The sequence below is a fragment of the Bacillus altitudinis genome (assembly GCF_001191605.1).
Lineage (GTDB): Bacteria > Bacillota > Bacilli > Bacillales > Bacillaceae > Bacillus > Bacillus altitudinis.
On sequence record NZ_CP009108.1, the window covers coordinates 1,237,798 to 1,261,583 of the forward strand.

Here is a 23,786-nt window from a genome sequence, read left to right on the forward strand (position 1 = left end):
TCGCATTTTCCGATCAATTACTAGGTCTATCTTATCATAATAAGCATCATCATTTAAACCAAAATGGAAGACGGCTATAAAATTACCTATATTATCAATTAATAAAAGGAACAATTCCAAAATGAAATGATTTTACTTTCACCTCTTTTTATTTTAGAATGTGAATGAGATAAAATCTGCCAATCCAATTCACTGGAAATTGGCTATTGGACATCAAACGTTTGGAGATGAAGATATTGAATACTTTACAGGCATTACTAAACGACAGAATGGAACGCTCTTCACAAATTGAAGCGGTAACTGGCGGAGGTGTGTCTTATACATTTGAAGAATATGCAAAACGCATTGATCAGCTGGCACATTACTTACACCGTAAAGGAATTCGAAAAGGTGACCGGGTGTGCTTTATTTGTCAAAACCATCATCACTTTTCTACGATTATGCTGGCAGCCATTAAAGCAGGTGCAGTCGCCGTACCGCTTAGCTGGCAACTTACCTCTTTTGAGCTAGAAGGTATCTTGAAAAAAGCAGAGCCAAAGGCTTTATTTTTTGACCGTGAATTCCGCGACATCATTGCGGCAGTGAATGTGTCTTTAGAAGATTGTCTCATGGTGGAATCTGGTGTCAATGCGAAAACAACACAGCTGTTTGAAGACATATTGGCGTCTAATGATGGCATTGATCTTGCTGAACAGGTATCAGAAGAAGATTTGGCCATGATTTTATTCACCTCAGGTACAACAGGTAATCCAAAAGGCTGTATGGTCGGACATGGACGAATCTATCAATTTTTAACACGACGTGGGAACCGAGGATTTGATCTGAGAGGAAAACGGTACTTGGCAAGTCATCCGCTGTATCATATGAGTTCAATTAATCACCTGATTGCAGCTGCAATTGAAGGGTATACGTTAGTCTTCTTACATGATGCAACGCCGAAACGCATTTTAGAAACAATTGAGAAAGAAAGAATTACGTTTATGATGGCTTTCCCATCAGCTTACACGTACATGCTAGAAGAAATGAAGCGCGGTTCTTACGATCTCTCATCTTTTGAAATTGCAATTTCTGGCGGTACGAAGGTACCGGTACGCTTAATTAAAGATTACAAAGAAGTAGGCATTCAGATGATGCATGGCTATGGAAGTACAGAAGCGTGGGTTGTGAGTGCGTGGCATCCAGCGATGGGCGAGGATAAAATGGGCTCTGCTGGTAAAGTGGATCCGGATGTAGAAGTCAAAATCGTGCATCCTGAGACAGAGGAGGCGCTGCCAGCTGGAGAAATTGGCGAGGTCGTCATGAGAAGCCCATTTTATTTCTTAGGCTACTATCATCAACCTGAAGCGACAGAGAAAGTGCTCAAAGATGGCTGGTTCCATATGGGGGATGCAGGCTATCTGGATGAAGACGGTTTTCTTTACATCACAGGGAGATACAAAGATGTGATTCTATACGGTGGGGATAATATTTATCCTGACCAAGTGGAAGAGGTCATTGATCAAATTCCAGGTGTAATTGAATCTGCTGTCATTGGGGTACCAGATGACTTATATGGTGAAGTACCAAGTGCATATATCGTAAAAGACGAATCTGTCGATTTCTGCGAAGAAGATGTGTTGAATTACTGCAAGGAACGTTTAGCAGATTACAAAGTGCCATCCATTCATTTCACGCACGATCTGCCAAAAAATAAACTTGGTAAAATCATGAAGAAAGATTTACGTGAATTGGTTGTGAATGCGTAGGACCTATTCTGCTATAATGAAATTTGAATGATTTTTTTGTTTTTCTAACGTTTTGGAGGGAAAGGGTTTGCGACATATACTTCGTAAGAAACACATTCACGATTTGTTAGAACAGAGCAGACAGCAAAAGGTAAAGAAAACACTGGGCGGGCTCGATCTCACGCTCCTTGGCATAGGGGCTGTGATTGGGACGGGGGTCATGGTGTTAACCGGAATTACAGCAGCTAAGGATGCAGGACCGGCTGTTATTTTCTCCTTTGCGATCGCAGCGATTGTGTGCAGTTTAGCAGCACTTTGTTATGCAGAAATGGCTTCCGCGCTGCCTGTGTTCGGCAGTGCGTACATTTATTCATATACCACAATGGGTGAACTCGTAGGTCATCTCATGGGATGGACGTTATTATCTGTTTATATGCTGACTGCTTCAGCTGTAGCGAGTGGCTGGTCGAGTTATTTTAACAGCCTGCTGGAGGGGTTTGGAATCTCAATTCCACATCAATTTTTAGCTGGTCCAGAACAAGGCGGATATATGAATTTTCCAGCAATTATCATTGCTTTACTCATTGCGTGGATCCTATCTAGAGGAACGAAAGAAAGTAAAAAATTCAATAATATCATGGTGTTTGTGAAACTTGGCATTATTGTTCTTTTCATTGTAGTAGGTGGTTTTTATGTAGAGCCAGCCAATTGGCAGCCGTTCATGCCGTTTGGTACGGAAGGGATTATTGCTGGTGCCGCTGCTGTGTTTTTTGCCTTTTTAGGATTCGATGCCATTTCGGCTTCTGCAGAAGAGGTGAAAAATCCACAGCGGAACCTGCCAATTGGCATTATTGGTTCATTGCTCATTTGTACGATCATTTATATTGTCGTTTGTTTGGTCATGACAGGTATGGTGCACTATACGAAGTTGAATGTGACAGAGGCAATGTCTTATGTATTGCAAAGTGTCCATCAACATAGCGTGGCTGGTATTATTTCTGTCGGTGCTGTCATTGGATTGATGGCTGTGATTTTCGCCAATAATTATGCGGCAACTCGAATTGCTTTTGCGATGGGGCGGGACGGGCTCTTGCCTAAAGTGTTTTCAAAAACAAATAAAAGTGATACACCTGTTGCCAGTATATGGGTGATTGGCGGGATGACAGCTGTTATTTCAGGGTTTATTGATTTGAAGGATCTGTCCAACCTAGCCAATATCGGTGCATTATTAACGTTTGCGATGGTGAGCTTATCCGTACTCATTTTGAGAAAGACACATAAACAGCTAGAAAGGGGATTCCGGGTTCCGTTTGTACCGGTTTTGCCAATTATCTCGATGGGCTGTTGTGTGTTTCTGATGCTCAATTTACCAGGCCGGACATGGCTGTACTTCGGGGTTTGGCTGATGATCGGTGTCGTCATGTACGCAGCATATTCTAACAAACACAGTGAATTAGCGAAATCTGCTTGAGAAAAAGGTGCAAATCCGTTGACGATTTGTGCCTTTTTTCATACGATTTGGGATAAGCTATATAAGAGATAATGAACGGAACAAGAGGAGGATGAGGGAAATGATCAGCGTTAGTCCTTATATTGTCGTAGAAGACGTCAAAGAATCTCTTCAATATTATCAAGGAATTTTTGGCGGAGATATTCGTATCTTAAATGAACATCAAGACCGTGTATTGCATGCTGAGCTACACCTTGGAGAATCACTGCTCCACTTTTCAGATACATTTGGCCGCACACCAAAACCGGAGAATCTTCGATTGATCATGCAGTTTGACAATGAGGAAGAGTTAAAGGCTGTATACGAGGCGCTTGAAGCTGACGGAGATGTCCTTGTGGAATTACAGGATACGTTTTTTGGCGCACTTCATGGACAAGTACAAGATCGGAAGAATGGTCTGATATGGGTGCTGAATTATATGAAATAAATAAAGACCTTCACCCTTGTAAAGGTTTTTTTGTGAGTGTTTTTATTTTCTGAAAAATGGAAAATATGCTATGTTGGAAGAATGATAAGACATGGGGAAAGGGTGGAAAAGGAATGGATCAAGTTGAGTTTCAATATATTCAAACAAACGGCATAAAGCTCCATACAGCAATGGCTGGTCCTGAAGATGGCCCACTGCTGGTTCTGCTGCATGGATTTCCTGAGTTTTGGTATGGTTGGAAAAATCAAATCCGCCCCCTGGCTGAGGCAGGGTATCGTGTCGTTGTTCCTGATCAAAGGGGATACCATCTGAGTGACAAACCAGAAGGAGTCGAATCATACGTCTTAGACAAATTAAGAGATGATATCGTGGGATTAATTAAGGCACTGAGCCCAAATCAAAAGGCCATTGTCGGCGGACATGATTGGGGTGGAGCTGTTGCTTGGCATCTTGCTTCAACCCGTTCTCAATATGTAGAAAAATTAATCATCGTCAACATGCCGCATCCTCGTGTGATGATGAAGGTCCTTCCGTTTTATCCGCCGCAGTGGAAGAAGAGCTCTTATATCGCGTTCTTTCAGCTTCCAAATGTACCAGAGGCAGCCCTTCAAGAAAATCACTTTCAAAGACTGGATGAAGCCATTGGACTGTCTGCTAGACCTCATCTGTTCACGAAGGAAGATGTCTCAAGCTATAAGCTGGCATGGACGCAGCCGGGAGCCATTACGTCCATGTTGAATTGGTATCGAGGTATTAAAAAAGGCGGCTTTGAAAAACCGATTTCCAAACGAATTCTCGTGCCTGTCCGCATGATCTGGGGAATGGAGGACAAGTTTCTAAGCAGAAAGCTCGCAAAAGAAACGATCAAAATTTGCCCAAATGGACAGCTGATTTTTGTCGATGATGCCACTCATTGGATCAATCATGAAAAGCCAGATGTCGTGAATAAGCTCATACTCGAATTTTTAACATAAAGAAATAAGCTCTGATCATATGACCAGAGCTTATTTGTTTTATCCGATTTGATTCTTTTTCAAGGAAACAGGTTCGTCGTCCCAGCATTCAATCTGTTCATTGTTCGGAACGGCGTTTTTATAGAAAACAGGATCTTTGCCTTCTTTTTTCTGTCGCATGTAATCCTTCAGTGCTGCAAAGGCGACTTTAGACAGCATGGTAATGGCAATGAGGTTGACGATGACCATGAGACCCATGAATAAGTCGGCCAGACCCCAAACGAGAGGAACAGTGGCAATGGCTCCGAATAGAACCATGCCAATGACAGCCACACGATAGATGTTGAGCCAAATTTTATTCGCTCCCAAGAATTCAATGTTCGTTTCACCATAGTAATAGTTACCGATTAACGTACTAAAAGCGAATAAGAAAATCATGATCGCTAGGAATCCAGAAGCCCAAGGCCCAATGTGCTGACTTAATGAAGCCTGAGTTAGCTCAATTCCTTGCAGATTGGTTGTTTTATACGCATCAGAGAACAGGACAAGAAAGGCTGTGCTTGTACATATAATTAACGTATCTGTTAACACACCAAATGCTTGGATTAACCCTTGTTTGACTGGGTGGCTCGTGACAGCAGTTGCTGCTGCGTTAGGGGCGCTACCCATACCGGCTTCGTTTGAGAAGAGACCGCGTTTAATCCCTTGTAACAATGCTCCACCTAGTGTACCGCCGGCAAACTGTTCAAATCCGAAAGCGTGCTTCACAATCGTACTGATGACACCTGGCAGTTCAGTAATATTTGTGACAATCACAAAGAAAGCAATCCCGATGTAAGCAACGGCAAGAACCACGACAATATATTCAGATGCTTTTGCAATCGCTTTGATCCCTTTGAAAATAATCGCTGCAAAAATAACAGCCATAACGATTCCGACAGTTAAGCGATCTAGACCAAAAGAGTTTTGAAAAGCGACGGTGATTGTATTTGATTGCACGGCGTTAAAGACAATCCCAAAAGAGATCGTGATCAGGATGGCAAATAAAATTCCCATCCAGCGCTTGTTTAACCCTTTTTCCATATAATAAGCAGGTCCACCGCGGAATCCTGTTTTATCTTTTACTTTATACACCTGAGCTAGTGTACTTTCAACAAAGCTCGAAGCAGAACCGATAATCGCTACGATCCACATCCAGAAGATTGCGCCAGGTCCACCGATCGCAATAGCGATAGCAATCCCTGTGATATTCCCTGTTCCTACACGTGCTGCCATACTGATGGCAAATGCTTGGAACGGTGAGATTCCCTCTTTTTCTTTTCTTCCTTCTTTTAGAACACGCAGCATTTCTTTCAGCATTCTGACTTGCAAGAAGCGTGATCTATATGTGAAGTAGACCCCTACTCCAAGTAACAGAGCAATGACAAGATAAGTCCAAATAAAATCATTTGTAGTTGTTAAATAAGATAGCAAAGCTTTTTCGTTCATAACATCACCTCTTCGATTTCATCACTGTTCTTTTTAAAAAATACTGAGATCCCACTCTTTCGCGAGTTTCTTCAGCATCATGACACCGGTAATACTATTTCCACAATCGTCAATGGCAGGACCATAAATGCCGATACCGCAGCCTGTCTGAAATGGGAATTCTCTTCTTGCGCTTGGCGGAACGCAAGCCATGATTCCTCCAGACACACCACTTTTAGCTGGAACGCCTACGAAAGCAGCAAAATTACCAGACGCATTGTACATGCCGCATGTCAGCATCAATGCCTTTGTTAGTCTTGCGATATCTTTTGGAATGACTTGGACTTGTTTAAAGGGATGGTAGCCATCACTTGAAATAATCAGTCCAATCAAGGCGATGTCCTCTGTTGTGACCTCAATGGAACATTGCTTTAAATACACTTCTAACGTGTCCTCGACATCTGATTCTAAGTAATTGGTTTCTTTTAAATAATAAGCAAGTGCCCGGTTGCGGTGTGCAGTTGCCCATTCTGATTGATAAACTTCTTCATTAACAGAAGGACGCTTACCTATTAAGTTTTCGATTAAATCGAAAATATATGCTAGCTTTTCTGTAGAAGTCTTTCCAGGAAGGATGGAGGATACGGTAATAGCTCCAGCATTAATCATTGGATTAAAGGGCTTCCCTGGTTTATGCATCTCAAGGCGGTAGATGGAATTAAATGCATCACCAGTTGGCTCTACATCTACCCGATCCAAGACGTACGGAACGCCTCTTCCTAAACAGGCAGCTATAAAGCTGATGACTTTTGAGATACTTTGCAGGGTAAAGGGAACGTCCCAATCACCATAACGTACAGATGATCCATCTGGGCCTATCACGCTGATACCAAGTTGAGAGGAATTTACTTTTCCGAGTGCTGGAATGTAGCCAGCGTTCTGCCCGTTTTTGTAATACGGACGTATTTCTTCTGCCCATTGATCAACAGAAGACTGGCATGCGTGTTGTGTATTATTAGAAATTGCTGTTTTCATACGATTCCTCCAATCAAAAATCAAAAAGTACCCTATTGAATTGGCGGATGACAAAAAATGCGATCAAATAGGCACGAAAACATGTTACACATCTTCAAAGAACTTGTCATGCGCTGCTTGTACCACTCCTTTACACCTAAATATATGTTCAAATGAAGGCTTTGGCGGCGAAACAACAAAAAGGGTTTTTAGTGAAAATTCAGAAAACGCTTACATATAGTTTCACTAAAATTGTTCATTCAATTTATCTTGGAAACTACACAATCTGACGAAAATCTACAGAAAAACTTACAAATAAAAATCAGTCCGTATGCAATTGTCTAAACAATTCCCATTATTGTAGACAATCTCCAAATCGTAGAATAGCTGAAAGGTCACCATGCCTTCTCGGAGAATAGTCATAAAAAATGATTTTGAAGAGAGAAGAAGCCGTGAAAATAATTTTTTTGCTCATTGTGAAGCAAAGAGTCTCCTTGTATACTGTGGCTATGTAAACAGGGGAAGGGATGTCAGTCATTTGAGTTTAAACCAGCTTGTCAAAAAAGACGCATTTATTTTGATTTTTATGATCGTCATTGTGCCGCTTGCGGGAGAGCTGAAGTTTTATCCTGTGAATGAAACATTTCGCATTAGTTTTGGGGCACCTGCGTTTTTCTTTTGCTTATTACTTTTAAGAAAATCAAGACCATTGCTGCCAGGGTTTTTAACAGGCGCAGCCATTGTCCTATTTCGGGTAGGTTTAGATCTTATTCAGCAAAAAGCTGATCTGGCTCTGTCATTTTATCAGCAGTTTCCAAGCTTCTTTTTTTACTTTACTTATGCTTTTGTTTTCTTTGTTGTCCGTACAGGACGTTTTAAGCAGCGTTCCATTTTTATTGGGCTGATCGGACTGATGATTGAACTGCTTGCTGATTTTGTTGAGCTGTTTGTACAATTTTTAGTGTTTGATACAACCATGACTTTCTCAAAGCTGAGTGATATGATCCTCATTGCATTTGCTCACAGCTTCGTGGTCATCAGCTTTTTTAATATGATGAGACTGTATGAGGCACAATCAAGAGAGAAACAAATCATGAAGCAAAATGAGCATATGATGATGGTCATTTCAAATCTATATGAGGAAACAGTTCATTTAAAGAAAACGTTAAATCATACAGAGCACATAACGCAAGAATCCTATCGGCTCTATCGTCTGCTGAATGAACATGAGGCGGGAAGGAAAGTGAGTCAGGAGCTGCTGAAGCTTGCAGGGGAAATACATGAAGTCAAAAAGGACAATCAGCGTATTTACGCCGGGCTTTCAAAGCTGATTTCAAAGGAAAATATGCAAGATTATATGAGGGCAGAGGATCTTGTTCAAATCGTGATTCGCATTCAAGAGAAATATGCGCTATCTCTCGGGAAGAACATTTCCTTTACATCTGATATAAAAGGCATTCACTTGCATGAGTATCATGTGTTCATTTTTTTATCGCTGATTAATAATTTAATGGCAAATGCAGTTGAAGCAATCAAGGATGATGGAGCCATCTCACTCGTATTGAAAGGCAGTCATGATAAAATAGAGGTTCGGGTTGAGGATGATGGACCGGGTATTCCTGAGAAATTGAGAGAGATTGTATTTGATCCTGGATATACCTCAAAATTTGATGCATATGGAACACCGTCAACTGGGATTGGCTTATCCTATGTGAGAGAGCTGGTTCAAGAGCTGGACGGTCAAATCCAGATTGAGCAAAAAGAAACGAAAGGAACAGCTTTTCAGCTTGTCCTTCCGATAAAAAATTTAATACAGAGAGGGTGAGTGTATGCGATTTTTCATTGCAGATGATGATCGTGCAATACGCTCGATTTTAGGTCAGATCATCGAGGATGAGGATTTGGGAGAGGTCGTGGATGAGGCTGATGATGGTGTTGGATTAGAGGCGCATTCATTGAACCTGAAAAAAGTAGACATCCTTCTGATTGATCTTTTAATGCCAGCTAGAGACGGCATTCAAACCATACGTCATATTCACCCTGAATTCAAAGGCAAGGTCATCATGATATCTCAAGTAGAAGCAAAAGAGATGATGGCAGAAGCCTATGAACTTGGAATTGAATATTATATTCATAAACCTGTCAATCGAATTGAAATTGTCAGTGTCATTCGAAAGGTCATGGAGCGGATCAAGCTGGAAAAATCAATTTACGATATTCAAGCTTCTCTTCGACATGTGCTGCCATTAGAGCCAGTGATTTCTCATGAGACAGGTACTGGATCAAAGCGAAGAACGATGAAAGAGGCAGGAGAATTCCTCCTATCTGAATTAGGAATTGTCGGAGAGAGTGGCTCTAAGGATTTACTAGAGATATTGATCTACTTACATGAAACGCAGACAGCCAATTCTCATGAGGTGAATTTTCCGCCATTAAAGCAGCTATTTATCAAAACGGCGGAACGAAAGCTTGGTCGTGGTGCGTCGGATGTGGAAGTGATGCGGGAAGTGAAAGCAGCAGAGCAGCGAATTAGACGAGCCATCCATCATTCCTTAAATCATTTCGCATCACTAGGGCTTACAGATTTTTCAAACCCTAAATTTGAGCACTATGCGTCGAAGTTTTTTGATTTCACTGATGTCAGCCAAAGAATGAAAGAAATGCAGAAGACTTCTTCATCCGCAGGGTCAACAGGCAGAGTCAATACGAAAAAGTTCGTGCAAATCTTTTATTTTGAAGCAAAGCAGCTATTCGAAGGGATGAGCTGAGGGAAATCTATTGGAATGATTGGAGAAAATAAACAGAGACAGAGTGCTTTTGACTATGAGTCGCCTTGCTCTTTTAGACGTCTTTGTTATTTATCTGATCATTCTGATTTTTCTTTTTTCTTGAAAATAAAACTCTCCTGTGCAATCGTTTGTTAAAATAGTGAGGTTAGACTAGAATGTCGGAGGTTTTATTTTGGGAAAAATTAAACGAAATGCGCTCTGCCCATGCGGAAGCGGAAAAAAATATAAACATTGCTGTGGTCAAAAGTCAGGCGGAGAACAAACGTCTGAGCTTGTGTTTAAGGAAGCTGTACAAGTTCAAAAGGATTTAATGAATTATGCGTTCTCTAAGCATCAGAGAGCGATCAATCAATTCATTAATGAGTTTTCTTTCCTAGCAGATATGGATAAAGAAACGCAACAAATCTCAGTCTTTCATTTGAGTGTATGGGGCATTTTCTTCCGCCCATTAACAGATAAGAAAGAGACCATCTTCCAAGAATTCCTGACAAAAAAAGCAGAAGATATTACCCGTCCTAAAACAAGACAAGTGGTGGAATCTTGGACAGACATGGAGCCATCTTTGCTTTTATTAAATGAAAAAACGGACGAGTCTCTTTACTTTGAGAATATGGTGACAGCTGAGAAGGTTGAAGTTGATGTGAAGCCGGATCAAACCGTGCTGCCAGAGAAAGGCAGCCTTGTTCTTGGTTTCCCTGTTCAGTTTGAAGAAAAAGCAGAGTTTTTCATTCAATATACGATGTTCGCGAAAGAGTTTACTGATACGCTTCTTCTTCAGGTTCGCCAGCTCGTTGAAGCACATGAGGCAAACGGAGGAGCACGTAGTACATTTATGAGAGAAGCCTTCCCTGAAGTGCTGAAGTGTATGTTTGCGAAGCAAGAAGTTGAAGAAACAGAAGCGCCTGCTCAAACAGAAGGAAATACAGTAGGACTATCAGCAGATCGTATGGAATGGGCTAGTGACGTTCAGCTGGAAACAGCCAAGCTAATTGAAGACGGGATGAAAGAGCACGGTGACCAAAGCCTGACAGATGGCGCTTTAACGGTTTGGAAAGCTTACTGTGATCAGAAAGCACCTGTGATCCGTAAAGCGGCGTCATTTGCTGCGGGAATCGAATATTATATTCATTCACTTGCAAGCGATGCCCCGCTTTCTCAAGCACAAGTTGCTAAAAAGTATGGCATTAGTGCGTCCACTGTATCGAGCCGATTTAAAGACATTGAAAAAGCGGTCAAAGAAGAGCAAGAGACGACTGTATCATAGCATGAAAAAAGACGCGGCACCTTTCAAGGAGCCAGCGTCTTTTTTTCATCATCTTGTTTTAATAAAACCACTCATGTATTGCTCTGTATTATAATCATTGAGGTCAATTTTCCACTGACCATCTCCGTTACGTTTCATTTTCACTTCATACTCAGCAGGGCTTGAGACTGGAGGAAGCTTTTCAAACTCAGATGCGTACATATTCAAGCTTTTCTTATACAATTCTTCTTTCGAACGGATTTTGCCGTTGTAAAACTCATCTCTTTGTTTGTCTAGTTTGTCTTTTAAGTTAGAAGCATCAATACCGGTTACTTGAGCGACAACCTTCGCTTCGTCATCTGAGATGGTTTTCACACTTGTTTCCACTTTCGCTTTATCCTTCATTGTATGTTGCATGCGTTTGTACATGGATAAAATATCGCGGTCACTGACTTCGTTTCCGTATATGCCTGCACTTCTCTTGAAGTCTTTCACAAACATTTCGTGATATTTATTAACGACATCTGATTGATTGTCACCTGTTAATTCTGAGAATTGATCATTCTTTTTGTCAAAAACAATGATATCTGTATAAGCAGATAGTGCTTTTGCTGGGTTATCTAGCTTTTTCGCTGTATCCAGTATCTTTTCGCCATCTAGTTCAATTTCGATCGAATCGCTGTTTTTCTTGATGCTATCTTGGTACACGAACTGATATTTTTTGCCTTTATCTACTAGGAAATAAAGAGCTCCTGATAGTGATTTCCCTTTGTTCAATGACCCAAGATCAAGGCGGTCTTTACTGCCGTAGAATTTTAAATCAGAGACTTTGGCATCGTCCTGATAAAGGGTGAAATCAGAGTTATATAATGAAAGGGCTTTGTCACCTTTGTTCGTGATCGTCAGGTTGACTTTTAACACCAATTCATTGTCCCGCAGGGTAGTTGTTGAGTCTTCTGGTAACGTATATTCGTAGCTATTCACTTTTACCTCTGCTGTTTTTGTTGATTTTTGGTCAGCCTTTGTTGATTTTGCTGAGCTCTGGCAGGCTGCAGAGATGATCATCACGAATGAAATCATGAGGAGTGCACTTATTTTTTTAAGATTCACAGTTGATGCTCCTTTGCTTTTCTTTCGTCATTTTCTTCCCGCTATCTGACTAAGAAAAAAGAAACAGATAGAATGGTATATTCGGGTGTTAAAGGGGAAAATCTCCTAATGACGATTTGCACTATTCATTCTATCGAATTTCATTCGTGATGAGGAATAGGTTTTAGTCCCTATCTTTAATAGATTTTTACACAAATACCTATAAAAAACGGAATTTAATAAGTAAAATATACTAGTTAATAAGAATTAATTTATCTATTTATCATGGGTTTTAAATGTTTTTTGTATAAAATTCTTGAAATGGAGGTAGTTTTCATTTCAAAAGATGTGTTAGAATTCACATCGCAAAACTTTTTTCTTTCAAAGCGTCCACCTCCAGATTGATTTTCAGAGAGCAGAAAACTTGAATGTTGAAAATGATTCATGGGAAAATAAGGATGATTAAGCAGATAAGGGAGATGAGCTTTTGAAAAAAGTAACGCTTGGACGAACTGATTTACAGGTGAATCCGATAGGGCTTGGAACAAATGCAGTAGGCGGGCATAATTTATTCCCGAATCTGAGTGAAGATGCAGGGCGGGAGCTGGTAGAAACAGCTCTTGATCATGGTGTCAATTTCTTAGATTCTGCTTTTATTTATGGGCTGGGCCGTTCAGAAGAATTGATTGGTGAGATCATTGCCAAAAGAGGTGGCAGAGACGAACTGGTTCTTGCGACAAAAGGGGCTCATAAAGAGGTAAACGGGCAAATTGAACTGGATAATAGCCGAGATTTCTTAAGACAGCAAGTCGAAGACAGCCTGAAGAGGCTCCAAACCGATTATATTGATTTGTACTATATGCATTTCCCAGATGGCCGCACGCCGCTGGATGAAGTGGCCGGTACTTTAAAGGAATTGAAGGATGAGGGGAAAATCCGGGCAATTGGGGCATCAAACCTTGATTTTGAACAGCTTCAAACCTTTAATCGAGATGGATACCTAGACGTGCTTCAATCAGAGTATTCTCTGCTGAAACGTCAGGCCGAGCAAGACCTTCTCCCATACTGCGTGGAGCATGGGATTTCCTTTATCCCTTATTTTCCATTGGCGTCAGGCCTGTTGACCGGGAAGTTTACAAAGGATGCGACATTTGATGATATTCGAGCAAAGGACCCGCTTTTCCAAGGCGATGCTTTCCTTCAAAACCTCGAAAAAGTAGACAAGCTGAAGGCCATTGCGCAATCAAAACATGCCGAAACAGCTCATGTAGCGCTGGCGTGGCTATTGGCGCAGGAGGGCATTGATGCCATAATTCCTGGTGCAAAACGAGCCGAGCAAGTCTTACAAAACTTGAAAACAAACGATGTTCAGTTAACAAAAGAAGAAATCAACGAAATCGATCAGATCTTTTCATAATATAAAAAATAAGGTGCCAAGCAGCACCTTATTTTTTATGCCATTGTGAGAGGAATCTTGATCACGAGCCTCAGGTTTGGAGAACGATACGTAAAATCAAGCGTGCCGTCTGCCTTTTCAACAAGCTGATGAATGATATAAGTACCCATACCTTGATGATCACCGCCTTTTGTCGAGCGGCCAAACGTTTTGAACAGATGATCTAATACGTGTTTTTCCATTCCCTTCGTACTGTTTTCACAATGAATCAAAAAGAGCCCGCTCCGTATGGAAGTCATGACCGAGATGCTTCCTTCGTTCCCAGCTTGCTTCGCTTCAATGGCGGCATCTAATGCGTTATCAAGCAGGTTGCCAGTAAAACTCACCTGATCCGCCTTAGAAAAAGGCAGAGAAGAAAAGGGTGCTTGAAGATCTAGTGAAAGGGCGATGTCCTCTTTTTCAGCCCGCTGGAAAAAGGAATGAAGGGTGGAGGCCAAATAAGCATTTTCCCCTTTGATCCAAGGGAAATGTTTCACGTATTGCTGAATCAAATCTTTGATCTCATGCTCGTCATTCGATGCGGAAAAGGCATTTAAATGTCTAGCTGTTTCATGGTGTTTACTTCGCAGCTCAAGCAGCAAGTCATTGGTTCTCGACTCAGCATGGATCAGCTCTTGAAGCCGTCCATTTAATCGTTGCTCCGTTTGCATCACCTTGAAGGAAAGGAGATCGGCTGTCAAAATGATGATGACAGTTAAAAGATGGCTGAGTCCATTTCCGTGATTGAGAAAAAGTGAAATGCCTGAACAGGTGATGAGCACAAAAGCGCCTAATATCACGTAACCACTCATACCTAGCCAAAACCTTTTGTAAATGAAAAAGGTGTAAAGGCACAGGATGCAAAAGGTCAGAAGCCACACCATGCTTGATGACAAAGGCAGAACAGCTTTAGCAGCAGCATGAACTGCAAGACCCAGCCAGATGAGCGTATATATGCGAAATCCAAGATAGAAAGCGTTCACGTTCGTTCTCCTTAAAAGTAGTATTTCTTAAAGTATTCTAATTGCTGCTTCGTCATCATGGCTTTTTTATCAGTCCCTTCAAAAGACACGATAAATGAATTTTTGGCATACGCCGAAAAGTTCTTAATGTAATGAATATTGATGATAAACGAGCGGTGGGAGCGGATAAAGTCTTTCTCAGCTAAATCACCTTTTAACTCGTTGAGAGTTTGGTATGTTTGAATATCTCCTGTTGTTGTGACAATGGTCGTCGACCTGCCAGTACGTTCAACAAAGATGACATCCTTTTTTTGCAGTACATGGATATCTGATTGCTGCTTGATGAGAAGCCGTCCGTGAATGCTTTTCTCCTGCTTGGTGGACATGTAGCGCTCTAAGGATTTGGCGATTCGATCAGCTTGATAAGGCTTCATAATATAATCGTGGACATTCAAATCAAAGGCATGGACAGCATACCCACTGTTTCCCGTCACAAATACAACATCTACATTCAGTGCGTGAGAGTGAATAAGGTCTGCTAATTCATAGCCTGACATGCCAGGCATCTCAATGTCTGCAAACAATAGATCAATGTCTCCCTGTTTGACCTTCTCATATGCCTCCTCCGCTGACTGCGTCACAAAAACGATGTCAACGGCATCCATTCTGCCGACAATGGCATGCAGCTTTTCTAAATCCACTCGGTAATCATCGACAAGACCTACTTTTATCATAAAAATCACCTATGACTCTTCTTATTATTTGTCTATTTTACCATTTGTTTTTTAAAATGGATCATTTCAAGACAGAAAAAGGACGATTCGCGACATTTTTATGTCAGTCAGGCGGTATTTTTTCTATCATAGACGTAGATAGTCGAAAGGGGCGAACCAAATGATTACTCTCAGCGATTGTAGTTGCTGGTTTACAGATAAGAAAAAAGTCGTAAAGGCGATGAAACATATGACATTCTCCGTGAAGGAAGGAGAAGTCGTCGGCATCTTAGGAGAAAATGGAGCGGGGAAAACCACATTATTACGCGCCGTTGCCACATTATTAGAACCTACGCACGGATCAGTCACTGTCGCAGGCTTTGATACAGTCAAAGAAGCAACTGAAGTGAAGAAGCGAATTGGGGTCTTATTTGGCGGCGAGACGGGACTTTATGACCGTTTGACGGCTCGTGAAAACCTTGAATACTTTGGGAAATTATATGGCTTAGATCAGCATGAAATCAAAGCAAGAATTGAGGATTTGGCAAAGCGATTCGGGATGAGGCAGTACATGGATCGCAAGGTAAAAGGATTTTCAAGAGGGATGAAGCAAAAGGTGGCGATTGCCAGAACATTGATTCATGACCCTGACATTATTTTGTTTGACGAACCGACAACAGGTTTAGATATCACATCGAGTAATATTTTCAGAGAGTTTATTCATCAGTTGAAACAGCAAAATAAAACGATTCTATTTTCAAGCCACATCATGGAAGAAGTCAGCCTGCTTTGTGATAGTGTCATGATGATACATCAAGGGGAGCTCGTGTACAAAGGAACGCTTCCAGAATTATATGCACAGGAACAAAGTGAAGACTTGAATTACATCTTTATGTCGAAGCTCGCAAGGGGGAATGCATAATGTGGAAAACCGTCTTTTTAAAAGAAATGACAGATTCGCTCAGAGACAGGAAAACGTTGCTCTTAACAGTGTTGATCCCTCTTTTGACGATGCTCGGACTCGTGTTTTTCTATGAAAGCATGATCGCTGATCCAGGCGATAAAACGTATACAGTCGCAATCAATGAAAAGCTTCCGTCCGATATGAATGACATGATCAAAGAAGTGAAAAACCTGAAACTTGAAACTTTTGATGACCCGCAGCAAGCCGTTAAAGACGGTGAGGCAAATGCTTATCTAGAAATGCCAAAAGATGCAGGCGATATGCTTCAGCATCAAACATCGTTTGCCATTAAAGTCCATGGGTATCCAACAGATGATGATTCCGTGATTGCGGTTCAAATGCTGCAATCATTGCTTGAACAGTATCAAAACCAAGTCGTAGAAAAGCGTTTGGCACAGGATCAGATCAAATCGTCAGTGATTCATCCATTTGAGGTGCAATCGGTTGATGTGCAAGAAGGAGAGGACGGGGACGGAGAAAACGGTGTGACCACCATGCTGCTGTCGATTCTCCTTCCAATGATTTTAGTGACGTCCGTGATCTCAGGTGCTTTGCCAGCTGCTCTTGATATCGTAGCAGGTGAAAAGGATAGAAAGTCAATTGAAGCTTTATTCCTGACACCGGCCAGCAGACTTCAGCTTTTGATTGGAAAATGGCTAGCTGTTTCTATGTTTGGTATATTAAGTGGCATTGTGGCGATTGGTATGCTGCTGCTCTCTACATTGCTCTTTACAGAAAAGCTGAAACAAGCGCTGAACTTCGGAGATCAAGTGTGGAGCATCATCGGTGTTATGTTTGCGGCATTAATTATTTTCTCATTCATGGTATCCATGATTGAACTGCTGCTCAGTGTCGTTTCAAGCTCAGTGAAAGAAGCACAATCGTACATGTCCATGATCATTACACTAGGTGTGATTCCGATGTTTTTCACCATGAGAGCAGGCGCTATGCAGCTAGATACGTATTACTTTGCGATCCCATTCCTTAATATTCACGCACTATGCAAGCAATTGATGTTTGGCATCGTTGACCCAATGTCGATTGGCCTGACGCTCGGCTCCTCGGCGCTGACAGTGATGATCTTGTTTGTCATCGTGAGAAGTTTGTTTATGAAAGAGAAATGGATGCTTGCGAAATAGAAAGAACATTTCATTGATAGAAATGAAGAACTTGTAGATTTTTTCTACAAGTTTTTTGTTTTGTATGTTTAAGTGAGTGATAAAAAAGGGATCACAATGTGAATGAGGTGATAGAATAAAAATGCTCAGTCGTGTAAAATTGACTTCATTTCACTTAAAAGGGGTTTTGTATATGAGTGATCAATTAGAAGATGATGATGTTTTGGGGTTATGTAATATATATGCTCAGCAAACACATCATTTTGAAGCTTTCATTTTAGGGAATAAAAAAGGACTGATAGAATTGAGAAATGCAATTGATAGAGCTTTAGAAACAGGTAGTTCTGTTGCACATTTATCAATCTGACTATGAAGGCGATGAGCAAAGGTTCGAGAAATTAATCACTCCTTATGTAGAGGAATACATACAAGAAGATGATGCAGTTGATCCGATTGACATCATAAAAGGATATGATGCTGAAAAGGGGAATTTATCTTCATAGTATGTTGTATCCTTTTGTCAGTATACGCCTTACAATAAGGAGGTGCGAAAATTGCCCGCAGCTTTCAGTTATGGAATCACCTGTTTCATCGCTTTTCTACTAATCATTTTCGTTATCACCCATAAAAAACTAGAAAAAAAACTAGATCTCACAATTTTGATTGTAGTAGCCACCACATTATTGATGGTGAATGTCTTGTGGGTGTGGATCACCATTTTCTTCCTTACTTGTTTGTATGTCGGAATCAAATATAGACATCAATCAAAAAAAGACTAAAGAAAACCCCCGGGAACCGGGGGTTTTTCTTTAGTTCTTGATGAACTTTTCAACCAATGAGCTTGTTTTGTAGTCGTTCAAATCAAGTTTCCATTGGTCGATATCGTTTTTCTTCATGTTCACTTCTACTGTTTCTTCAGAAGATGATGGTCCTAATTTTTTAAATTCATCTGGATAGATAGAAAGTAGATATTTCTGTGCATCATCATAAGATGCTGTACGGTTTTTGCTGTAGAATTCAGTTGCTTTTTCTTTTAAACGATCGACAAGCGGGCTTGCATCAATTGGTGTAAGTGTCACAGTCACGACAGCTTTATCACCGCTGATTGATTTTGTTTTCGTTGATACTTTTGATTTTTCAGCTAATGTTTCTTTTACAGCTTTTAGAAGCTTATCAAGGTTTTCGTCTTTTGCTGAGCTAGATGAAATACCAGAAGAAGAAATGTAGCCTTGTTTGAATGATTTATCAAATTCGTTTACGACAGTTGATTTGTTATCACCTGTTAGTTTTTCGAAATCGTCATTTTTCTTGCCAAAAATCATGACATCAATATAAGAAGAAAGGGCTTTTGCAGACGCTTGAAGTGTATCTGCCTTTTTCATCAAGTCTTTTCCTTTAATATCGAATTCTAGTGTTTTGTCATCTTTTTTCGATCCAGTACCAGGCTCTGTGTAAACCAATTGATAGTCTTTTTCTTTATCAACCACAAAGAAAAGACCACCTTTTGATACTTTACCTGCATTTAGAGAGCTGGAAGATAATACTTCGTTGTAGTCATCAGGAGAGATGGTAGACACCTGAGCGTCATCTTGGTAAAGCGTAAAGTTGCTTTTATCCACATTCAATGGTTCTTTGCTGATGTTTTTTACAGATACATTCACTTTTAGGACATATTGATCATCCTGAACAGATGTATCGTATTGAGGTGGTAAAGTGTACTCAGCACTTTCTACTTTTACTTCAGCTGCATCAAGGGATTTTTTTGTATCGCTTTCTTTCGCAGCAGTTTTGTCTTTTCCACCACTACAAGCAGCAGCGACAACAGTTACACACAAAATCAGAAGAAACAGGGATAATTTCTTTTTAAACATGAGATGTTTTCCTCCTCGGGTTTTATGGTGAATTTCATTGGAAAGCTTTAGTTCATATCGTTCTTTTTGCACAAAAAGAAAAATACTGTATGTTTTTTACTGTAGAATGAAGCGAAAGTACTGTCAATACCTCAGTGCGTTCGAAAGGTTCATCCACTTCAAGTAGTAAAAATGACACTATGTTGAGAGGAGAAATGTGTATTTTATTGTTTGAAATCTCCTGTAAAAACTCAACATTTTATATTTTAAGGTTTTGAGTCGGATTATTGAATAGGTTCAAATGACTGTTTTTGAAGAAGATGTAGCAAATAGAAGGATTTTTATGACTTGTAAATGAGTCGTTAGTAATGAATATTTTTTCCTGTGATGTGTATGATCACTAGGTTTGTGTGTTGTTGACATAGAGACACTTGTCCAGCGAAATGTTGAGGTATTTAGACAGGCTCTCGACACGGAATGTGTCTTTTCCCTTCAAAATGGCAGTCATCTACACAGAAACCCTACATAAAATAAAAGAGAAATGAATGGGAGGTGGATGTATGGCAGTGGTAAGAGCGACAAGCTCTGATATTGATTTAATGGCCAGACTGCTGAGAGCCGAAGCGGAAGGTGAAGGGAAACAAGGGATGCTGCTTGTAGGAAATGTAGGCATCAATCGTTTGCGTGCCAACTGTTCTGACTTTAAAGGGCTGCGTACGATTCCACAAATGATTTATCAGGAGCATGCGTTTGAGGCAGTCACGCATGGCTATTTTTATCAGCGAGCACGAGAAAGTGAAAAGACACTTGCACGGAGGAACATTAATGGTGAACGATTTTGGCCTGCGAAATTCAGTCTTTGGTATTTCAAACCGCCTGGAAATTGTCCATCCACTTGGTACAATCAGCCGTTTGTGGCAAGATATAAGTCACATTGCTTTTACCAGCCCACAGCTGAAACATGTGAGAATGTTTATAACACCTTTTAGCTTGATGAACAGCACAATCCTTTGTATTCAAGAGGATTGTGTTTTTCTTTTTTTCAAAATGGGTAACCATTGTGTATCAACAAGATGAAGCACGTGATTGGAGGAAATGAAGATGTATCAAGATTTAAAAGGGAAAACAGCCATTGTGACAGGTTCTTCTAAAGGAATTGGACAAGCCATCGCCTTGAGATTTGGACAAGAACAAATGAACGTGGTTGTGAATTATAAAGGTGATGAAGAGGGTGCTGAAAAAACAGTACAAGCCATTCAGCAGCATGGAGGTAGGGCGGTGAAAGTACACGCAGATGTCTCCAAAGAGGAAGGAATTCAGGCGTTAATGGATGCCGCGCTGGAGAATTTTAACGCACTAGACGTGTTCGTCAATAATTCGGGATTTAATGGTGAAGAAGCAATGCCGCATGAAATGACGTTGGAACAATGGCAAAAGGTCATTGATGTGAATATCACAGGCTCATTTTTAGGAGCAAAGGCAGCAATTGCCTATATGATGGAACATGATGTGAAAGGCTCAATCTTGAATATATCCAGTGTCCATCAAGAGATCCCGCGGCCGTTCAATGTTCATTACTCTACTTCTAAAGGAGGAATGAATATGATGACGAAGACGCTGGCTCTTGATTATGCCGAAGCGGGTATTCGGGTCAATGCGATTGCACCAGGTACGATGGCAACGGAATCAAATGACGACCTTCAAGATGAACAGAAAAAACAAAAGCAGCTTGAGAAAATTCCAATGAGAACGTTTGGCGAGCCAAAGGAGATTGGGTCCGCCGCTGCATTTCTCGTATCGAAAGAAGCTGCCTATATTACAGGTACTACATTATTTGTTGATGGAGGAATGACGCTTTATCCTTCTCAATTAAATGATGAATAATAGAAAAACATCCGCCCCATTAGCCGGCGGATGTTTTTTCTTTGTAGCGGTGTGCTGACTTTGCTGGTTTGCCGAGCAGCATAGGATACTTGCTCAAGAAAGAGATACATGGCACCATGAGCAGCAATGTACCGATCGTATAAAAGAGCGTCCAAGAAAGCTGCGCTGTATCAGAGATATTGATGCCTAGTCCGTAATAAACAAATGCCTTCATGATATCGATACCGGCAAATTGCAGGACGAGAATCACAATGGAATGACGTCCGAGATACGTCAATATCGTGGACGTTTTCAATTTGAAGCTTAAATAAATAACAGCAGCTGAACCGAGCAGTGCACAAGCATAAAAAATGAATAGATCCCCATAGTCATTGACCCGCATATCAATTCGTGAATTAAAGCTTTGCATATATGCAGTCAGTACCAGCAGACCTGTACATAACAGAAGGGTAGGATCTGTTTTTAATTCCACAAACCATTGTTTTGCTAAAAATCCGATTGAATAAAACACAACAGCCGTTAACGCAACATTGGCATTCCAAGGGAGACTCTGGTTTAACAATAGCGTGGAAGCATATCCGGCTCCACCGCAAAGGATGGTCAGTAAAATCAATACAGCTGGTTTTCCTTTTGTCAGACGATGCATTAAGAAAAACAACATTTCCACTAAAAAGAGCGTCGTTAAAAACCAGATGGCTGGGTTATGCGTCAGTCTTGCTTCATCGGCATTTGAAATGAAAATTCCCGTAAATGGAACGAAGGGATCAATATCTGTTTGCCCTTTAAAGGCGAAAAATCGGGTCACCGTGAACCAGAAAACGTACGTAATAATGGAGAAATAGAGATAAGGTAAGAGCAAGCTTTTCGCTTTTTTCTGTATAAATGACATAGCAGGTTGTGAGGATGATCGAAACATCATACCTGATAGTAAAAAGAAGAGTGGCATATGAAAAGAGTATATAAATTGCTTGAATGAATCAGGAATGGGTACATGCGCCATAACGACGAGCAGAATGCCGATTCCTTTAGCCGCATCCACCCAGTCGAGTCGTTTATTCATGGCCAGTCATCTCCTTCCATCTCAGCATTGTAAACCGTTACTTCATATGTACCTCTACTATATAAAAGGTACACCTACAATGCGTTTACAGTTCGCTAACGATTAGAAGACACATTTGCGATCAGATGACAGAAGGAAGCTTTTTGACATCTCGATGTTACATTTCCCATTTTTTATAACAATGTAAAAAAAGAAGCCAATGAAAGATTGGCTTCAAAATAGTTCTGCGATTCGTTCAAAGGAACGCTGTTTTTCCATTGGATCAAATGAATTGTTTAATATCATCATCTCGTCCGTTTGATAGCGGTCCATTAAGATTTGCAGCTGTTCTTTCACTGTTTGCTTTGAGCCAACAATCATTCGCTGGCGGTTTTGTAACACTTTTTTCTTTTCTTGCTCAGTGTAATGATAGTTCTCTGCTTCTTCTATAGAAGGAACGCGACTGTCCAGCCCTTTTTCAACCCGAAGTAGCCATAAGTCTGTACTGGTGGCAATGCGGCTTGCTTCCTCGTCTGTGTCTGCACAGATCACAAAGACAGCAAACATAGACTGAGGCTGACGTGAGAAAACGGATGGAGAAAAGTGTGACCGATACGCTTCAAAAGCTTGCCGGCCTCGTGCAGGATGAATAAAATGTCCGAAAATATAGTTGATTCCAAGTGATGCCGCCTGGATGGCACTGTTTTCCCCGAGTCCAAGCAGCCAGACTGGCGGATAAGAATCAACGAGCGGAGCCGCTTTCACTCCTGCATGCCGATGACCAGAAGGCAGGCTGTCAGATAAGTAAAAAAGAAGGTCCTCCAACTGGCGGTCAAATTGAGACAGTTCTTTCTTCACGCCGTCTGTCAAAGCGAGTCTCGTCCGTTCAATTCCGCCTGGGGATTTACCAACCCCGATCTCAATCCGCCCAGGGTAAAGGGCTTCAAGCTGGCGGGTGACTTCTGCTACTTTAAAAGGGCTGTACTGCGGGAGTAAAATCCCCCCAGAGCCTGTGCGCAATGTCGATGTGTGTGAAGCAATATGTGCCATTAATATTTCAGGCGCTGTACTCGCGAGTCCTCTCGTGCTGTGGTGTTCAGCAAACCAATACCGCTCATACCCCAGTGTTTCCGCAAGCTTGGCCAGCTCTGTCGTATGAACCAATGTTTCTTGTGCGGACTGGCCTTTAGGGATGGCGACTTGATCTAATATATGAAGTGATGGCATCATCAACACCCTTTCATCAATACGTTGAATTCTATTCATAAGTATAAAGAAAGTCATGAACGGAAGGAAATGAAAGGGTTTATCACAGCTATGTATGTGAATTTTCTATATCAACATATGAAGTGGGTGCGCGCCCTGTTTTTAAGCGAGAGGCTGTGTAACGGGAACATTCGACAATGTTTCACATGAAACACTTCTTTTACGACATGAATCATTTTTGTCATGGATCTTTCTTTAAAAAAATATCATCATATTGAAACCTCTTTTATACATAGATCGTATATACTAGTAAATAGAAAAAAGAGTAAGAGGCTCCAATGTCATTTCATGAATTTTGTCGAATTTTCATGTATGATGATTTTAATAGGGTCCATCGCT

22 protein-coding genes are annotated in these 23,786 nt (G+C 40.9%); 14 read left to right on the top strand and 8 right to left on the bottom strand.

Annotated elements, in window-relative coordinates; genetic code table 11:
* Positions 1-236 precede the first annotated feature (236 nt).
* The 4 genes from ID12_RS06365 (at position 237) to ID12_RS06380 (ending at position 4,635) form a co-directional block, all read left to right on the top strand.
* Positions 237-1,745, top strand: a complete 1,509-nt coding sequence (locus ID12_RS06365) for a class I adenylate-forming enzyme family protein (protein ID WP_050826890.1) — start codon at positions 237-239, stop codon at positions 1,743-1,745.
* 67 nt (positions 1,746-1,812) lie between these two features.
* The gene (locus ID12_RS06370; protein WP_050826891.1) at positions 1,813-3,195 is read left to right on the top strand and encodes an amino acid permease; all 1,383 of its coding nucleotides are present in this window, start codon (positions 1,813-1,815) and stop codon (positions 3,193-3,195) included.
* A gap of 100 nt (positions 3,196-3,295) precedes the next feature.
* Positions 3,296-3,661 carry a VOC family protein gene (locus tag ID12_RS06375; RefSeq protein WP_008342155.1) on the top strand — a complete coding sequence of 122 codons (366 nt, stop codon included), beginning with the start codon at positions 3,296-3,298 and terminating at the stop codon, positions 3,659-3,661.
* A 113-nt stretch (positions 3,662-3,774) separates the two neighbouring features.
* A complete protein-coding gene (locus ID12_RS06380; protein ID WP_008342154.1) occupies positions 3,775-4,635 on the top strand; it encodes an alpha/beta fold hydrolase in 861 nt (286 codons plus the stop codon).
* A 39-nt stretch (positions 4,636-4,674) separates the two neighbouring features.
* On the opposite strand, the gene ID12_RS06385 is transcribed toward ID12_RS06380, so the two are convergent.
* Together ID12_RS06385 and ID12_RS06390 are read right to left on the bottom strand one after the other, a co-directional pair.
* On the bottom strand, positions 4,675-6,102 hold the full coding sequence (locus ID12_RS06385) for an alanine/glycine:cation symporter family protein (RefSeq protein ID WP_046342539.1): 1,428 nt from the start codon (positions 6,100-6,102) through the stop codon (positions 4,675-4,677).
* A gap of 33 nt (positions 6,103-6,135) precedes the next feature.
* Positions 6,136-7,116, bottom strand: a complete 981-nt coding sequence (locus ID12_RS06390; protein ID WP_008342152.1) for a glutaminase — start codon at positions 7,114-7,116, stop codon at positions 6,136-6,138.
* Positions 7,117-7,633: 517 nt separating this feature from the next.
* Between ID12_RS06390 and ID12_RS06395 the strand changes: the two genes are divergently transcribed.
* From ID12_RS06395 to ID12_RS06405, 3 genes are all read left to right on the top strand, one after another.
* Positions 7,634-8,920, top strand: coding sequence for an ATP-binding protein (locus ID12_RS06395; protein WP_050826892.1), 1,287 nt, complete (start codon positions 7,634-7,636; stop codon positions 8,918-8,920).
* A gap of 4 nt (positions 8,921-8,924) precedes the next feature.
* The gene (locus tag ID12_RS06400) at positions 8,925-9,863 is read left to right on the top strand and encodes a response regulator (protein ID WP_008342149.1); all 939 of its coding nucleotides are present in this window, start codon (positions 8,925-8,927) and stop codon (positions 9,861-9,863) included.
* A gap of 193 nt (positions 9,864-10,056) precedes the next feature.
* Positions 10,057-11,148 (top strand): SEC-C metal-binding domain-containing protein, encoded by a 1,092-nt coding sequence (locus tag ID12_RS06405; RefSeq protein WP_017366546.1) that lies wholly within the window; start codon positions 10,057-10,059, stop codon positions 11,146-11,148.
* Between the two features lie 48 nt (positions 11,149-11,196).
* Here the strand turns inward: ID12_RS06405 and ID12_RS06410 are convergent, their stop codons facing one another.
* Positions 11,197-12,237 carry a DUF4352 domain-containing protein gene (locus tag ID12_RS06410; RefSeq protein ID WP_050826893.1) on the bottom strand — a complete coding sequence of 347 codons (1,041 nt, stop codon included), beginning with the start codon at positions 12,235-12,237 and terminating at the stop codon, positions 11,197-11,199.
* A gap of 466 nt (positions 12,238-12,703) precedes the next feature.
* Between ID12_RS06410 and ID12_RS06415 the strand changes: the two genes are divergently transcribed.
* Positions 12,704-13,633: an aldo/keto reductase gene (locus ID12_RS06415; RefSeq protein ID WP_050826894.1), complete on the top strand. Its 930-nt coding sequence runs from the start codon at positions 12,704-12,706 to the stop codon at positions 13,631-13,633.
* Positions 13,634-13,668: 35 nt separating this feature from the next.
* Here ID12_RS06415 and ID12_RS06420 read toward each other — a convergent pair whose 3' ends face one another.
* Both ID12_RS06420 and ID12_RS06425 read right to left on the bottom strand, forming a co-directional pair.
* Positions 13,669-14,634, bottom strand: a complete 966-nt coding sequence (locus tag ID12_RS06420) for a sensor histidine kinase (RefSeq protein ID WP_050826895.1) — start codon at positions 14,632-14,634, stop codon at positions 13,669-13,671.
* 11 nt (positions 14,635-14,645) lie between these two features.
* Positions 14,646-15,347 (bottom strand): LytR/AlgR family response regulator transcription factor, encoded by a 702-nt coding sequence (locus ID12_RS06425; RefSeq protein WP_017358602.1) that lies wholly within the window; start codon positions 15,345-15,347, stop codon positions 14,646-14,648.
* Between the two features lie 160 nt (positions 15,348-15,507).
* On the opposite strand from ID12_RS06425, the gene ID12_RS06430 reads away from it, so the two are divergent.
* The 4 genes from ID12_RS06430 to ID12_RS19500 all read left to right on the top strand — a co-directional run bounded on the left by ID12_RS06430 (position 15,508) and on the right by ID12_RS19500 (position 17,911).
* Complete coding sequence (locus ID12_RS06430; protein WP_041508193.1) at positions 15,508-16,248, top strand: ATP-binding cassette domain-containing protein; 741 nt, start codon at positions 15,508-15,510, stop codon at positions 16,246-16,248.
* Positions 16,248-17,429 (top strand): ABC transporter permease, encoded by a 1,182-nt coding sequence (locus ID12_RS06435; RefSeq protein WP_050826896.1) that lies wholly within the window; start codon positions 16,248-16,250, stop codon positions 17,427-17,429. Before ID12_RS06430 ends, ID12_RS06435 begins: the two co-directional genes overlap by 1 nt.
* Positions 17,430-17,601: 172 nt before the next feature.
* Complete coding sequence (locus ID12_RS19495; protein WP_234717169.1) at positions 17,602-17,775, top strand: hypothetical protein; 174 nt, start codon at positions 17,602-17,604, stop codon at positions 17,773-17,775.
* Positions 17,756-17,911, top strand: coding sequence for a hypothetical protein (locus ID12_RS19500; RefSeq protein ID WP_230677034.1), 156 nt, complete (start codon positions 17,756-17,758; stop codon positions 17,909-17,911). Before ID12_RS19495 ends, ID12_RS19500 begins: the two co-directional genes overlap by 20 nt.
* A gap of 306 nt (positions 17,912-18,217) precedes the next feature.
* Here the strand turns inward: ID12_RS19500 and ID12_RS06450 are convergent, their stop codons facing one another.
* Complete coding sequence (locus tag ID12_RS06450) at positions 18,218-19,279, bottom strand: DUF4352 domain-containing protein (RefSeq protein WP_024719008.1); 1,062 nt, start codon at positions 19,277-19,279, stop codon at positions 18,218-18,220.
* Between the two features lie 539 nt (positions 19,280-19,818).
* On the opposite strand from ID12_RS06450, the gene ID12_RS06455 reads away from it, so the two are divergent.
* Together ID12_RS06455 and ID12_RS06460 are read left to right on the top strand one after the other, a co-directional pair.
* Positions 19,819-20,247: a cell wall hydrolase gene (locus tag ID12_RS06455; protein ID WP_008342138.1), complete on the top strand. Its 429-nt coding sequence runs from the start codon at positions 19,819-19,821 to the stop codon at positions 20,245-20,247.
* Positions 20,248-20,359: 112 nt separating this feature from the next.
* Positions 20,360-21,142 (top strand): glucose 1-dehydrogenase, encoded by a 783-nt coding sequence (locus ID12_RS06460; RefSeq protein ID WP_050826898.1) that lies wholly within the window; start codon positions 20,360-20,362, stop codon positions 21,140-21,142.
* 19 nt (positions 21,143-21,161) lie between these two features.
* On the opposite strand, the gene ID12_RS06465 is transcribed toward ID12_RS06460, so the two are convergent.
* Together ID12_RS06465 and ID12_RS06470 are read right to left on the bottom strand one after the other, a co-directional pair.
* Positions 21,162-22,202 carry an acyltransferase family protein gene (locus ID12_RS06465; protein ID WP_050826899.1) on the bottom strand — a complete coding sequence of 347 codons (1,041 nt, stop codon included), beginning with the start codon at positions 22,200-22,202 and terminating at the stop codon, positions 21,162-21,164.
* Positions 22,203-22,415: 213 nt separating this feature from the next.
* Positions 22,416-23,408 carry an LLM class flavin-dependent oxidoreductase gene (locus ID12_RS06470; protein WP_045034624.1) on the bottom strand — a complete coding sequence of 331 codons (993 nt, stop codon included), beginning with the start codon at positions 23,406-23,408 and terminating at the stop codon, positions 22,416-22,418.
* Between the last annotated feature and the right edge of the window lie 378 nt (positions 23,409-23,786).

What these genes read in the sequence shown, in the direction of transcription:
- ID12_RS06425 (WP_017358602.1), bottom strand. Translation starts at nt 15,347, where the DNA reads ATGATAAAAGTAGGTCTTGTCGATGATTACCGAGTGGATTTAGAAAAG.
- ID12_RS06390 (WP_008342152.1), bottom strand. Translation starts at nt 7,116, where the DNA reads ATGAAAACAGCAATTTCTAATAATACACAACACGCATGCCAGTCTTCT.
- ID12_RS06460 (WP_050826898.1), top strand. Translation starts at nt 20,360, where the DNA reads ATGTATCAAGATTTAAAAGGGAAAACAGCCATTGTGACAGGTTCTTCT.
- ID12_RS06385 (WP_046342539.1), bottom strand. Translation starts at nt 6,102, where the DNA reads ATGAACGAAAAAGCTTTGCTATCTTATTTAACAACTACAAATGATTTT.
- ID12_RS19495 (WP_234717169.1), top strand. Translation starts at nt 17,602, where the DNA reads ATGAGTGATCAATTAGAAGATGATGATGTTTTGGGGTTATGTAATATA.
- ID12_RS06455 (WP_008342138.1), top strand. Translation starts at nt 19,819, where the DNA reads ATGGCAGTGGTAAGAGCGACAAGCTCTGATATTGATTTAATGGCCAGA.
- ID12_RS06435 (WP_050826896.1), top strand. Translation starts at nt 16,248, where the DNA reads ATGTGGAAAACCGTCTTTTTAAAAGAAATGACAGATTCGCTCAGAGAC.
- ID12_RS06375 (WP_008342155.1), top strand. Translation starts at nt 3,296, where the DNA reads ATGATCAGCGTTAGTCCTTATATTGTCGTAGAAGACGTCAAAGAATCT.
- ID12_RS06400 (WP_008342149.1), top strand. Translation starts at nt 8,925, where the DNA reads ATGCGATTTTTCATTGCAGATGATGATCGTGCAATACGCTCGATTTTA.
- ID12_RS06450 (WP_024719008.1), bottom strand. Translation starts at nt 19,279, where the DNA reads ATGTTTAAAAAGAAATTATCCCTGTTTCTTCTGATTTTGTGTGTAACT.
- ID12_RS06470 (WP_045034624.1), bottom strand. Translation starts at nt 23,408, where the DNA reads ATGCCATCACTTCATATATTAGATCAAGTCGCCATCCCTAAAGGCCAG.
- ID12_RS06430 (WP_041508193.1), top strand. Translation starts at nt 15,508, where the DNA reads ATGATTACTCTCAGCGATTGTAGTTGCTGGTTTACAGATAAGAAAAAA.
- ID12_RS06465 (WP_050826899.1), bottom strand. Translation starts at nt 22,202, where the DNA reads ATGAATAAACGACTCGACTGGGTGGATGCGGCTAAAGGAATCGGCATT.
- ID12_RS06380 (WP_008342154.1), top strand. Translation starts at nt 3,775, where the DNA reads ATGGATCAAGTTGAGTTTCAATATATTCAAACAAACGGCATAAAGCTC.